The sequence below is a fragment of the Sellimonas caecigallum genome, from assembly GCF_019754295.1.
In the GTDB taxonomy this organism is placed as follows: domain Bacteria; phylum Bacillota; class Clostridia; order Lachnospirales; family Lachnospiraceae; genus Sellimonas; species Sellimonas caecigallum.
In genome coordinates, this window is record NZ_VIRV01000003.1 from 44237 (window position 1) to 58392 (window position 14156).

Genomic DNA, 14156 nt, shown 5'->3' on the forward strand with positions numbered 1-14156 from the left:
TGTTAATCCAGATATTGTTTCCTAGCTTCTTTGATCTCTTTTCCCGCATCTACAATGGAAAATGTAAATGTCATAGAAAAATCCTGGCGTTTTACCTTATATTCTTCCAGCTGTTCTTCTCCGCAGCTGTTGCTTCCAAGGCCGGAGTGATGACGATCCAGATGAACGATCACATGGCTGCTTTTCTTGATCTCATGAGGATGCCTTGCTTTTTCCAGGCTTTCATCTGTGTAATTTGCGATATTCAGCCCAAGCGCGCTCTCCGCTTTGCATAGCATCGTCTGGTTTCCGTCGGAAAGACCGAACCATTTTACGTGTTCCCGATGTCCGTTTTCCTGCGGGAACACATAGTCCGTATGCATACCGTCCACCGTATTTCTGTAAATCCCCATCACACTCGCCGCCTTGCTGTCCGGATAGCTTTCTCCTGGTCCCATTCCATACCAGACTGTCTGCTGAAGATCTTTTGAAGCCTTCATGCACACTCCGATCCGAGGCAGGAATTCCGGCTCCATTTTCCCTCTTTGCACAGTCTTTCCGTCGATGGAGACACGCACCTGGCCAGAGCTAAATACAGTGTATTCATACTCGCACGCAAATCCCCAGGACTGGTTCACACAGCCGAAATATTTTCCGATGGTAATAACCACTTTGTCTTCCATCTCTTTGCAGTCAAAGTGAATCGTCCGTTCACTTCCTGTCTGGATAAAACATTTATTCATCCAATCATGTTTCTTATACATGTCATTGTCGATCGTCGCACGGTATACCGTCATCTCCGGACCGTCTGCCAGATAAACTCTGCCGCCTTTTTCGATGGACAAAAGTTTTCCGAATACCGTGTGGAATTTTGCCGTGATCTCTTCATTTTCCACGGTAAGGAAGCCTCTTTCTTCCCAAATCTGAAGTTTCTCCTTTTTCTCCCTCTCTGTAAGGACATCTCTTCGGATCTCAAGCAGAAACTGTACATCAGAAATGATATGTCCCGCTTCTGCAAACAGTTCATCTTCCTTCAGGCATGCTTTTACTCTCAGATAATAATCTTTGTTTTCCGCTAATTCAAATGGCTGGACAGGAATTGTCATCTTTTCTTTTCCATGAGGTTCTGTATGCAGGGTATCGATTGTCCCTTCCTGTATCGGCATTCCGTCCTCTTCCAGCGCCCAGTTCAGGACAATGCAGTCAAGCGAGCGGAAGTCATAGTAGTTCTTCACAAGGATCTCCGTCTTCTTCCCCGGAACTTTCGTGATCTCTACCGGTGCGATAACCTGCTTGTATTCCAAAAGTCCCGGGGAAGGTGTACGGTCCGGCATCAAAAGTCCGTCGATGCAGAAATTTTCGTTAGTCGGAAAGTCTCCATAATCTCCTCCGTAACGGTAATATGTCTTACCATTTTCCTCAGCATAAATTCCGTGGTCATACCATTCCCAAACAAATCCTCCCTGTAGTCTTTTAAACTTCCGGAACATGTCCTGATATGCCTTCAGTCCTCCTGGTCCATTGCCCATGGCATGACCATATTCGCACAGTATATGGGGCTTTCCGCCTTTACTTTTTGACTCTGCGATCTCTTCTAATCTTTTGACCCTTGTGTACATCGTAGAGTAAACATCTGTCACTTCCGCTTCATAGTCTCCTTCATAGTGGATCATCCTTGATGGATCCAGCTTGCGGATTTCTTCCGCCGCTCTTCGGAAATTGCATCCAAACGCAGACTCATTTCCCATGGACCACATGATAATACTCGGATGATTTCTATCCCTTTTTACCATCCTTACACTACGGTCCACATACGCTTGTTCCCATGCCGGATCATCTGTAATCCATTGGTAATTTTTTACCAGCTCAAATCCATGGCATTCTAAATCTGCCTCATCGATCACATAAAGTCCGTACTCGTCGCAAAGATCATAAAAATACTCATTGGCAGGATAATGGGAACAGCGCACCGCGTTTATATTATGCTGTTTCATCAAAATAATATTATTTTTCTCCTGCTCATACGTCACACATCGTCCTTCCTTCGGATTGTAGTCGTGATGATTTACACCGTTAAGAAGAATAACTTGTCCGTTGACACGGAAGTTCCCATCCTTGATCTCAATCTTGCGAAATCCAATCCGCACTTGGATCGTATGCTGACCTGCCGTTACCGTGAGCAGATACAGCTCCGGGGTCTCGGCTGTCCATTTCTTTACATCTGGAATCCGTTCTTCCAGATGAACAGTCCCATCATCTGTGCGGAAATCTCCCTGCATTACCTTATTTCCATTATATTCCAGGATATAATTTCCTTCCCCTTCTGCCTGTTTCAAAGTAATATCCGCCGTGAAGATCCCATCCTTGAAACTCTCGTCGAGGCTTCCGTCTGCCGCACAGTTATAAATCGCCTGTTTGGGCTCATTGATGAGTTCCACATCTCTATAGATACCGGAAAGCCACCACATATCCTGGTCTTCCAGGTATGTTCCGTCCGACCATTTATAAACACGAACTGTGATATCATTTTCCCCTTCATTTACATAGTTCGTAATATCAAACTCCGATGGAAGCCGGCTGACTTTGCTGTACCCGACATACTGTCCGTTTACCCACACATCAAACGCACTGTCCACCCCATGGAATCTAAGGATCGTATCCTGTTTTGTCCATTCCTTGGAAAGATATACTGTCTTTTTGTAGATTCCCGTAGGATTTTTTGTGGGCACATACGGCGGATCCAGAGGGAACAAATACTCAGTATCCGTGTAATGCATGCTGTCATATCCCCGAAGCTGCCATACTGACGGAACGTCGATCGTATCCCAGGCTTCGTCTGTCTTTGCCTTTTCAAACCCTTGCGGGGAAAGTTCCGGAGCTTCCAGATACAGGAATCTCCACTCTCCATTCAAACTGATCATTTCCTGAGAATCCCGGTAAAATGACGTCCGGGCCTCTCTCCTTCCGATACCGCAAAGATTTTGATTTTCCCATCTTTTCTTCATGATGTCTTCCTCCCTTTATGATTTCCTTAGTAAATAGATTTTACCATTTTACTAAGTAAAAATAAAGGTTTTTACCAATACTAAGTGGTCTCCAGAAGCTTCTCTACCATGCTGTCCACGGTAGCTTCCCGAGACATATTCGCCTTCATTCCGAACCGCATTGCTTCCTCCTTGGTTTTTCGCCCGATGCAAAGCGCGCAGCTGTCAGACAATATTTGCTTTTGCTCCTCTCCAGAAAAAATATTGGCAAATCCTCTTACAGTGGACTCGCTTGTAAAAAGAACAGCGTCAATCTGCTGCTCACGGGTCAGCTTACAAATTCGCTCTTTCAGCTCCGCGTGCATCCTTGTGATCGTTTCATAAACCGGAATATCCACACATATGGCTTTGGCGTCCCGGATTGGAGGAAACAGCTCTTTGGAAGCTTCCCTTGCCCGAAATGCTGTCACATGATCTCCTGGTTTCACACAGGATGCCAGAAGTTTTCCAAGTTCCCCTGCCTCGTATATTTCCGGTATCAAGTCCGGACGAATCCCATGATGCTTAAGCTCCTGCGCTGTCCCTTTCCCGATGACCGCAAACTTCGCTTTCCAAAAGCTCCGTACATCCATTTCTTCCTCATCAAGGAAAATAAACCATTCCTTTACTCCAACAGCGCTTGTAAAGACGATCCACTCATTCGTTTCCTGACTTTCGATCCGTTCTTTGATTCCATACAATGCTTCCCGTATCTTTCTTCTTTCCTCTTCAGACTGCAATGCTTCTGTGGAAATGGCGGAACATTCGATAACACGAGCTCCAAGCATTCGAAGTTGCTCAGCCAATCTTTTGTTCTGCTTTCCAGGTCTTGTGACAATGTACTGCCGGCCGCCCAGGGGAAGCTTTTCGATCCATTGGAAGCGTTCTCCGTACGTGCATACTTTTCCTACAACGATGACTGCCGGCGCTCCAATCCCGGCTTCCTTTACCTTTTCCGGAAGGAGCGCTACCGTGGATGTAAGTGCTTTTTGGTCCTTACATGTCCCGTTTGAAACGACAGCTGCCGGCATTTCAGGAGACATGCCGAACCGGATCAGATTTTCGCAGATTTCTTCCAGAGCCGTAACTCCCATGAGAAAAACAAGAGTCGCGTTCATCCTGACAAGGGCTTCATAATCTATGTCCGGCGTTTTCCCCTTTTTCATATGTCCCGTGATCACATGAAAGGACGATGCACAGTCTCTGTGTGTGACCGGAATCCCCGCATAAGCCGGAACTGCCGTGCAGGAACTAATCCCCGGAACCACTTCAAAAAGAACCCTTTCCGATTCCAGAAATTCCAGCTCTTCTCCTCCTCTTCCGAACACAAACGGATCTCCCCCTTTTAGCCTGACCACCTGCTTTCCTTCTTTCGCTTTTTCTGCAAGAATACGGTTGATCTCTTCTTGTGGTACGAGATGATGATCCCGGCGTTTTCCTACATTGATCATCTCAGTCTGGTCCGGGATCATACTTAGGATCTCGGTACTGACGAGAGCATCGTAGACGACCACATCAGCAGTCTTAAGCAGAGAAACCGTCTTCCGTGTGAGAAGCCCGGCGTCTCCCGGACCTGCCCCTGCAAGCCAGACTTTTCCTTTCTTTTCTGATCCCTTCCCGTCCATCCTTTTCTTTTCCATCATTCATACTTTCCTTTCAGGATATTAGCCAGCTCCTCTGCCAGCGCTTCTCCTCTTGTCGTATCTCCGGATATCGATCCCGTCACATATTCCCCGGCCGCTTCGTGGTAATACAGCCCACGCAAAAAGATCTCATTGCCGCAGACCTTGGCAAATGCAGCTACAGGGGAAGTACAGCCTCCGTCTAATGTTCTGACAAATGTCCGCTCAGCCTTTGCCGCCCATATGCTGTCCGGACAAGCAACCGATTCTATCCCCGGGATCTTCTCTCCTTTCCTTCCCTGTACCGCAAGGATTCCTTGCCCTGCCGAAGGAATCATCTCATCTATAGAAAAAATGCGGGTTATACAGTTTTCCATTCCAAGCCTGCGAAGCCCGGCAGCCGCCAGTATCGTGGCATTGTATTCTTCCTGCTCCAGCTTCTGAAGACGAGTCTGTACATTGCCTCTTATATTTTTGAATATACATCCCGGGTACAGTTTCCCTGCCTGCAGAGTTCTTCGTTTGCTGGATGAGCCAATGATATCTCCGGGAATCAGACTTTTTTTACCCGGCTCCAGAACCATGACATCTCTCGGATCCTCCCGCCTGGTAAGCGCAAGTATCGGAAGCATCTCCGGAATTTCCATAGGCATATCTTTCAGGCTATGAACGGCCAGATCAATCTTTCCCTCCAAAAGAGCATAATCCAGCTCTTTCACAAAAAGTCCCTTTCCTCCGATTTTCTCCAAACTTTTATCCAGAATGCGGTCTCCTGTTGTCTTCATCGTCACGATTTCTATCTCCAAACCCGGGCTGGCTTTCAGAAGCTCTTCTTTTACGATCTGAGCCTGACGTACTGCCAGTATGCTCTCCCTGCTTCCAATCCTTATCTGTCTTTCCATTTTTTCTTACCCTTCCCGTTTTTTCACGATGATCAGAGAAAAGTAGCCCGGATCATCCGGTACATCCTCCGGCCTTTCGTAGATATTTTCTTCTGACATTCCACAGTTTTCCACCATCCAGAAAGGATGATGTCCATCTTTCAACGCTTCTTTCACAGCCGGCATCTTCTTTCCTGCCTTCATCAATATCTTTGTTCCCGGGAGCTTTATTCCTTCCTCCACTCCATAAGATGCCGGAAGGATGTGGATCTGCTCTTTGTTTTCAGCCAATCCTATCGAAAGCCTTGCGGCAGCTGCGCAAAAAGATGGGATACCGGGGATAATCTCCGCTTCGTATCCTTCTTTGCATATCCGCTTATGAAGATACAGATAGGTAGAATAGATGGACGGATCTCCAAGTGTCAAGAAAGCGATGGACTGACCTTTGTCCAGCGCCTTTCTTATCCAGTCCGCATCTGCATTGTGGATTGCCTTCAGTTTTTCTTTTTCTTTACTCATAGGCATCGGAAGATACAAAACTCCTCGCTCCTGCATCTCCTGTACTTCTTGCAGTGCTGTCTGGTATGCCACACATTCCTGTTTATATCCTGCATACGTTTTCTCTCCCGCTTCTTCGTACACCGGCATCTCCAGACCTGGATCGGACACCGGTACAGCGATGATATCGCAGGCTTTTATCGTCCGTACCGCTTTCAGTGTCATCAGGCTGCTCTCTCCCGGTCCAACACCTACTCCATATAATTTTCCTCTCATCTTTTCTTTTCCTCCGCTTCTGACAAATGACGGACAAACATTCTGCGGATCCCGTCCATCTCTCCCAGGCCTTTCATGCATATCCGTACCTGAAACCCTGCTTTTTCCAACATGGATTTCCAGGATCCTTCCTCTTCCCCGGCCATATCGTTTCTGGCGTGATCTCCAGCTACGATCATGAATGGCATGAGAAGCAGTTTCTCCGCCTTCTGCTCTTTTAATTTGCGTATGACATCCCTGATTTTCGGAAATCCTTCCACTGTTCCGACAACCACATTCCGGAATCCTTCTGCCCAGAACATATAATCCAGAGCCGGATACGCCGCATTTGTGTGATGTTCGGTTCCGTGTCCCATAAGTACAAGAGTCTCGTTCTTTTCCAGTCCCGCTTCTTTCATGACTGCGCGGACAGCTTCACTGTAATCTTCCACAGAAGAAAGAAGCGGCATTCCCATCTCCATACGAACGAATCTCGCTCTGTACGGCTGAAGCATAATTTTCATCTTTTCGTATTCGTATCCGTTTATAATATGAGTAGGCTGGACAAACACTTCTTCCACACCGTCGCGCTCCATGGCCAACACCGCCTCCTCCACATCCATAATGTGGATCCCCATCTCTTCTCTCAGCTTCCGGAGGACCATGCCGCTTGTGAAAGCCCGATAGACTTTTCGGTCTGGAAATGCTTCCTGCACTTCCCGCTCTATGGCGCCGATCGTCCTTTCCAGTGTATCCAGATAACTCGTTCCAAAACTGACTGCAAGTATTGCTTTTTTCATCTTCGCCTCCTGTCCATTATGAGCGTACACCAAACAGGGATGCCTGTCAGCATCCCTCGCATTTTCTTTCTCATAATACCATCTTGAAAAATCACTGTCAATCAGGCCATTCCTGGGTTTTACGCACACAAAAACAAATAAAATCTTACCTTTTTTGCATAGAACTGTTACAATGATATCATAATGTCAGGAGCCCCCCTTTGATCCCGACATCAGTATAGGAATAAAAACGGAGGCGTTGTAAATGGAACAGAAATTTAGCATTATCTGCGACGGATCCTGCGATCTTCCGGAAGAGATCCTCCGCCAAAAGGACATTCGTATTGTTCATTTTCTCGTATCATTTAATGGTACAGACTATTTAAAAGAAGGAGCGGAACTAAAACTTCCAGATTTCTACCAGCGGATGGTGGACTTTCCTTGTGTCTACCCGAAGACGGCTGCACCTTCACCAGAAGATTTCTATCGCATCTTCGAAGAAAAAGCCCGGCTTGGCCAGGATATTTTCTGTGTGTGCATTTCATCCAAATTAAGCTCTTGTATCCAGTCAGCCAAGATCGCGCGCGATATGCTGTCTGAAACCTACCCGGACACCCAGGTTGTCGTTCTGGATTCCATGGCTGCCACTTTGATGCAGGGAATCTTCGTCCTTGTACTGTGCCGCCTGAGAGACAGCGGATTGTCCGTCCTTCAGGCCGAAGCATGCATGAAGAATCTGATTCCTTCTGCCCGGATCTTTTTTACTGTGGACACACTGGATCATCTGGAACACGGAGGGCGAATCGGAAAAGTAGCAAAGACTGCCGGCTCTCTCTTAAATGTAAAACCGCTGATCACATTCTATGATGGGGAAATTCATTCTGCCGGCATCAAAAGGGGCCGCCGGTCATTGGAGTCACTCTGTGACCTTTGTATTCAGTATTTTAAAGACCACCAGTGCACTCCCAAGGAATGCAGTCTGATCATCGGATACGGACATGAGAAGCAAGAAGGCCAGCTTTTGCATGACATGCTGCTCCAGAAACTATCTTCCTCTTTTGATCAGATTGATCCACTCCCTGTTTGTCAGATCGGCGCGACTATCGGCGTCCACACCGGCCCGACTCCTATCGGGATTGGTGTAATAAAAAAGGCGGTTTTCGAAAACCGTCTCTCCAATAACGCAATCAGTACAGGCGGACGGAAAATACCCCTTTCCATCCGCCTACCTTTTTATGTTACTGCGCAGGGCAGACGACAATGATCCTCTGCGGAGATGTCTGCGGAGGAATGCTGAATGTCGTGGCCGTATAGTATACAAGGAGATCCGAATTCCCCGGATCACAGAGGAATCGTTGTCCGTTGATCGTCTCGATGTTCGTTCCCGGGGAAATATTAAGGCGAAGAGAGTTGTCTTCCGCGGTCAGTGTCTCGTCAAAATAGCGAAGCGTTACTTCCTGGTTTCTCCGAAGGAGAGTGATAATCTCAGCCTGGTACTGCGGAGGATAGATAGCCGGAACCGGAAGATTGCTGTCATAGAAAGCCGCTACGCGCATCCCCGGGCGCAGCCTTACGCAGTCCACGACCATCGTATCCTGGGATACTGCCATATTTACTGTCCCGTTTTGTGTCATGATCGATACGATCAGCGTACAGCACGAGGATCCGTTTCGAATATTCTGGATGATCCCTGTCACTTTTTGATAGGAAACAAATGCCATATTCTGTATATCCTTTTTTTATTACCATATGAAAAGACAATGCTCATTGTGCATCTTTACAGCAGATCCCTTTCTGTGCGGGTCCTTCTTTTTTTCTGCCTTGCCGGTCAAAACGCGACCCATGACAAGGGCAGTCCCATGTCTGTTCATCCGGATTCCACACGAGTCGGCATCCAAGATGGGAACACCGGATCCCGCCTCGAAAGATGGGACTTACAAGCTGTTTGACCGCCGTCCCGGTGTCTTTTCCAACCGGACCGATCTCCCCGACAGAAAATCGGGCCGGTGCAAAAGCATCCGCATATGGATTGGGCCTCTCACAGATCTGATCCCGCAAAATCATGGCGGCTGCCATGGAGGAAGTCATCCCCCACTTCTGAAATCCAGATGCTACATACCATCCCGGTTTCGAGGAAGCGTACGTACCGACAAACGGAATCTTATCAGCTGTCATACAGTCCTGGGCAGACCAGGCCGCTTCCACGCGGCATCCCGGAAAAAATTGTTCTGCTGCCCTTTTCAGTTTCTCATATTTTCCGCCTTCCGCATTTTCTCCGGTTCGGTGGGCTTCTCCTCCAAACAGGATCCACTTTCCGTATTGTCGAAACGAGTAGCTTTTCTTTCCTGTTCCGATGTACATTCCATCGATCGTTCCTGCTCCGGAAATTGCAAGGACATAGGATCGTTCCTGGTGCATCCGCGCAAAATACATTCCCGGAAAATTCACAAATGGGAAGTGGGCTGCAAAAATGATGTGTTTTGCCGCAACACTTCCTCCAGGTGTGATCACTTTATGGTCTTCCACTTCTTTTACCGGACTTTTCTCATAGATCGTGAGAGATCTTGCCAGAGCGTCTGCAAATTTCAACGGATGGAACTGTGCCTGGTCAGAAAACCGCACAGCGCTTTTGTGGGAAACTGGAAACGAGATATCTTTCACAAAAAAAGCCGGGGCGCCAAGCTGTCTTGACACTTTTGCCTCCTCTTTCATTCGCTCTTCCTCCTGCCCGTAGACATAGGAATCTGTCTTTTCAAAATCGCAGGAGATTCCTTCCCCGGATATGATCCTTTCATACTCTTTGACTGCTGCCAGATTTGCCCGCACGTACTTTGCCGCTGTCTTAAACCCTTTTTCCCGCACAAAATCTGCCAGGATATCTCCGTGCTGGGCTGTAATCTTGGCCGTCGTATGCCCTGTCTGCCCGGATGCAATCCGATCTGCCTCCAGGACAACTGTCCGGATTCCTTCTCTTTGCAGCTGCCATGCCGTGAGAATCCCTGTCATTCCTGCTCCAATTACTACTGCTTCTGCCCGTATATCCCCGCAAAGCGGAGGTCTGCTTGCGATCTCATATGTCTGTTTCCAAATAGACTCCATAAATGCCTCCCAGATGATCTTATCTATAAGATATTTCTATCTATAAGATTTCCCTCCTGGGCTTCTTTATACATTCCCGCGGCATACTAGCCGATCACAACTTCCGCCTTGCTTGTTCCTGTTTTGTCTTTCGTCACAACAATCTTTTTTTCGACCCGATTTTTCAACGCTGCCACATGGGAAATGATACCCACAAGCTTATCCCCCCGGCTGATGGACACAAGGGCCTTTACCGCTTTTTCAAGTGCTTCATCGTCCAAAGTTCCGAATCCTTCGTCCACAAACATAGCCTCCAGTCGGATGCCGCCAGACATCGCCTGAATCTCGTCGGAGAGCCCAAGCGCCAGGGAAAGGGACGCCTGGAAGGATTCCCCTCCGGAGAGAGAATGAATGCTGCGCTCCGTGCCATTATAGTGATCGATTACATTGATCTCCAACCCGCTCTGGCTTCGTCTGTCAGCCGCCGTCCGTTTTCTCGTCATCTCATACTGTCCGTCAGTCATGACAAGCAGCCTTCTGTTGGCACGCAAAAGAATTCTGTCAAAATATGCAGTCTGGACATATGTCTCCAGCATGATCTTCTCTTTCCCCGCCAAAGTTCCGTTTACCGTATCGGAGAGACTGCCTGCAATCCGGTAAGACTCTTCCGCTTTTTTTTGCTTCTGGCAAAGTCTTCTGATTTCCTGCACTGCTCTCTTATTTGTCCTTAATATTGGAAGAAGATGGTCTTTTTCTTTCAGACAGACTGCCTTCTCTTCCAGAGCTTTTTTCCTTTCCAACTCCATCTCTTCTTTTCTTCGTATCAGCGCACTCTCCTGGCTTCCTTTTTCTTCCTGCTGTTCTTTCCACACCCGGATGGCAGAACGGCAAGCTGCGATTTCGTTCTCCAGTGTCCGGAAATCTGCTCTGGCTGTCTCCAGCCTGATCTCCATCTGCTCTTTTCTTTCTTCCATCCCGGCGATAACCTGTCTCGCCTCTTCATAGGAAGAGTAAAGAAGCTTTTTCCGATCTGCCTCCAGTTTTTCTTCCATCGATTTCCGATCTGCTGTGCACTGCGCAATCCTCTTTTCCAAAAACAGGATCTCCTCCTGATCTTTCTCCGCAGTCTCTTCCAATCTCTTCTTCTGAGTTTCCAGTTCTTTCTTTCTCTCCCGAAATGATATCAGCTGTTCCTCTTCACTTTTGAGTTTTTTCCGCTTTTCCTCCAGCCTGATCCCTTCTGTCTTCATCATTGTATAAGCTTCCTGAAGACCTTTTATCTCCTGCGTCCAAAGCATATTGGCCTGTTCTTTCAGATTCCGCCCGGTTGTCTCCTGCTGCCCTTTTGCTTCGCCTGCCAGCCTGCTTTGTTCCGCCTCTTTTTTCTGTATTTTTGAAAGCTTCTCTTTTTCTTCTTTCAGCTTTTTCTCGTCCGGAATGTGGAGAGGACGCTTCGCCTTCTTCGGATGCACTTTTGCTCCGCAGACAGGGCATGGTTCTCCTTCTGAAAGCTGTTCGGCCAGGATTCCTGCCTGTCCATCCAGAAAGGCGCGTTCCATGGCAAGGCAGGACTCCTGTACAGCCTGGCTTTGCTCCCGTATATGAAGATACCGTTCCTGTTCCTGCTTCAGACGTCTCACTGCATCCTGGTACTGTCTGCACACTTCACGAAAAGCGATCAGTTTCCCGTACCGCTCTTCCAGTCTCTGGCTTTCCTCCGCCAAACTCTTCCATCGCTCTTCCGACACAGGAAATTCAGAAAGTTCTTTTCTCACTTTTTCAAGTGTCTGCTTCCTGATTTTATATTCCCCTTGTTTTTTCTCCAGAAGCATGGCCGTCTTTGATTCTTCACGGCGCTTTTCCTCCAGTTGTTTCTCTGTCTTGGCAGCCTCTTTGTATTTTTCCAGCTGTTCTTTCTCCCTTACGATCCTCTCCTTTAAATCCTCCGTCCCTTTTGCCTCTTCTTCCGCCTTATCCCGTACTTTTTTCTTTTCTTCTTCCTGCGAAAGCAAGTTCAGCAGCTTTTCTTCTTCTTTTTTCTCCCCTTTTTTGGCAAGAAGCTCTTGCTCTGTCTTTTGGACCTTCTGCCCGGAATGCTCTGCCCGTCCTTCTGCCTGCCGGATCGTTTCATCCAACTTTTTCATCTTTCCTTCGATCTTTTCCTCAATCTCCTCCGCTGCCGAAATCCATTCCTCTGCATGAGGACTTAAGAGTGCCTCTTCCCAGCGTTTCTTTTCCTCCGTCATTTCTTCCGGACAGCAGATTTCTTCCGCGTAATGCCGGATGTCACGATCGAGCAATTCGTACTCTTTTTTTACGGCAGATGCCTTTTCCCTGATTTTTTCCTGAAAAATCTGGTATGGCTTTGTGTGGAACAACATCCGGAAGATCCTGCTTTTTTCTTCCGTCGAAGACATCAAAAGCTTCTGAAACTCCCCCTGCGCCAGCATGGCGATCTGGGTAAACTGTTCTCGGCGAAGTCCAAGGATTTCCTCACATTTTTCCGTTACCGCCCTGGCTCCGGTTACGACCGTTCCGTCCGGGAGCGTCAAAATGGCATCTGCCTTCTGTGTGATGAATCCTTCTCCTCTCTTCTTTTTTCTTACGTATTCAGGATTTCTCCTTACCCGGTACACTTCTTTTCCTACTGAAAAGGTAAAATCCACATACGTCTCCTCCCCTTCGCCCGCATACTTGCTTTGAAGCATATCAGATTTTCTGTAATTTCCGCTGGGCTCTCCATAGAGAGCAAACGTGATGGCGTCAAACAATGTCGTCTTGCCGGCTCCTGTGTCGCCGGTTATGACGTAAATCCCTTTTGACCCAAGTTTGTAAAATGGAATCTCCTGCCTTCCGGCATAGGGGCCAAAAGCGGACAGTATCAGGTTTTCCGGTCTCATTTACTTCCCTCCCAGATTTCTTCCATCATTTCCAACACCAGTTTTCTCTGCTTTTCCGATAAGGGCTGTCCGTTCTGCATCTCATAGAATTCCTCCAAAAGTTCTTCCGGACTTTTTCTCTCCATCTCTTTGGCTGCCTCAAATTCCGACTGGCTCCTTGCCCTGTCATTGTCATAATCCATCTTCATCATATTCGGATAGATCAGCCTGAGCTTTGAAAGCGCGTCCAGCACATCTTCCGGATCTGTCAGCGTGATATGGTAATAAGCTTCCGGATCCAGGTTTTCATAAAAGCTTTTTGCTGTCAGTTCCATGTAAGTGCCTCGGATCTCCACAAGATCCCTTTTAGGGATCAGGGGAATCGTCTCTATCTTTGTGTTCCCTTTCTCCCGGATATCCAAAATGGTCACGGATTTTTTGTCCCTGATTTCCGAAAAAGAATATTTAAGAGGAGTCCCGCAATATCGGATCTTCTCCTTTCCGACACTTTGCGGACGATGAAGGTGTCCAAGCGCCACATAATCAAACTCATCGAACACGGAAGCGTCCACCTGATCCAGTCCTCCGATGGAAAGCTCTTCTGACTCACATGTCTTTGCTCCTGTGACAAACTGATGTGCGATCAGGATATTTCTCTCTTCGGGATCCATCTTTTGCGTCCCGAGAGCGATACGCACCGCGTCCGTGTACGTCTCCGGATCCTCCCCCGGGCATGCCGCTTTTACGTAAGCCGGCTTTAGAAAAGGCATCATCCAGATATGCAGAGGTCCGAATTCATCCTGCACGGTAATTTTTTCGCACAGCGTCTCCCCGGCCGTGTACACACCGCTTTTCCGAAAAAGAGCTGCCCCGAAAGCCAGCCTGTCCTGGGAATCATGATTCCCGCTTATAAAAAAAACCGGAATGCTCCGGTTTACCATACTGTTCAGGAATTGATCCAGAAGCCTTACCGCCTCCGCCGGCGGCACCGGCTTATCGTATACGTCTCCTGCGATCAGGATCCCTTCTGCTTTTTCCTGATCTGCGATATCTATGATTTTTTTCAAAATATCCTTCTGATCTTCCAGCATGGAGTATTCATTGACTCTTTTGCCCAGATGCAAATCGGATATGTGCAGCAGTCTCATACTCTTCCTCCTTC

General features: G+C 47.7%; 10 protein-coding genes. 1 reads left to right on the forward strand and 9 read right to left on the reverse strand.

The genetic code is table 11. The annotated features are described in order from the left end of the window. Positions 1-2 precede the first annotated feature (2 nt). The 5 genes from FLB61_RS03610 to FLB61_RS03630 all read right to left on the reverse strand — a co-directional run bounded on the left by FLB61_RS03610 (position 3) and on the right by FLB61_RS03630 (position 7058). Positions 3-2984, reverse strand: coding sequence for a glycoside hydrolase family 2 TIM barrel-domain containing protein (locus tag FLB61_RS03610; protein ID WP_221919430.1), 2982 nt, complete (start codon positions 2982-2984; stop codon positions 3-5). A gap of 80 nt (positions 2985-3064) precedes the next feature. Continuing rightward, positions 3065-4645, reverse strand: a complete 1581-nt coding sequence (cobA, locus tag FLB61_RS03615) for a uroporphyrinogen-III C-methyltransferase (protein WP_246599097.1) — start codon at positions 4643-4645, stop codon at positions 3065-3067. Next, positions 4642-5526: a hydroxymethylbilane synthase gene (gene hemC, locus FLB61_RS03620; protein WP_087209636.1), complete on the reverse strand. Its 885-nt coding sequence runs from the start codon at positions 5524-5526 to the stop codon at positions 4642-4644. Before hemC ends, cobA begins: the two co-directional genes overlap by 4 nt. A 6-nt stretch (positions 5527-5532) precedes the next feature. Then, positions 5533-6279: a precorrin-2 C(20)-methyltransferase gene (cobI, locus tag FLB61_RS03625; RefSeq protein ID WP_221919431.1), complete on the reverse strand. Its 747-nt coding sequence runs from the start codon at positions 6277-6279 to the stop codon at positions 5533-5535. Further along, positions 6276-7058, reverse strand: a complete 783-nt coding sequence (locus FLB61_RS03630) for a sirohydrochlorin cobaltochelatase (protein WP_087201755.1) — start codon at positions 7056-7058, stop codon at positions 6276-6278. Before FLB61_RS03630 ends, cobI begins: the two co-directional genes overlap by 4 nt. A 244-nt stretch (positions 7059-7302) precedes the next feature. Here FLB61_RS03630 and FLB61_RS03635 point away from each other — a divergent pair, with 244 nt between their 5' ends. After that, complete coding sequence (locus tag FLB61_RS03635) at positions 7303-8301, forward strand: DegV family protein (protein ID WP_221919432.1); 999 nt, start codon at positions 7303-7305, stop codon at positions 8299-8301. Here the strand turns inward: FLB61_RS03635 and FLB61_RS03640 are convergent. The 4 genes from FLB61_RS03640 to FLB61_RS03655 form a co-directional block, all read right to left on the reverse strand. Then, complete coding sequence (locus FLB61_RS03640; protein ID WP_087201751.1) at positions 8276-8758, reverse strand: hypothetical protein; 483 nt, start codon at positions 8756-8758, stop codon at positions 8276-8278. The two genes, FLB61_RS03635 and FLB61_RS03640, sit on opposite strands and share 26 nt — an antisense overlap. Before the next feature lie 43 nt (positions 8759-8801). Then, positions 8802-10136: an FAD-dependent oxidoreductase gene (locus tag FLB61_RS03645; RefSeq protein ID WP_221919433.1), complete on the reverse strand. Its 1335-nt coding sequence runs from the start codon at positions 10134-10136 to the stop codon at positions 8802-8804. Between the two features lie 86 nt (positions 10137-10222). Then, complete coding sequence (locus tag FLB61_RS03650; RefSeq protein ID WP_221919434.1) at positions 10223-13015, reverse strand: AAA family ATPase; 2793 nt, start codon at positions 13013-13015, stop codon at positions 10223-10225. Continuing rightward, the gene (locus FLB61_RS03655) at positions 13012-14142 is read right to left on the reverse strand and encodes an exonuclease SbcCD subunit D (protein ID WP_087209652.1); all 1131 of its coding nucleotides are present in this window, start codon (positions 14140-14142) and stop codon (positions 13012-13014) included. Before FLB61_RS03655 ends, FLB61_RS03650 begins: the two co-directional genes overlap by 4 nt. Positions 14143-14156 lie beyond the last annotated feature (14 nt).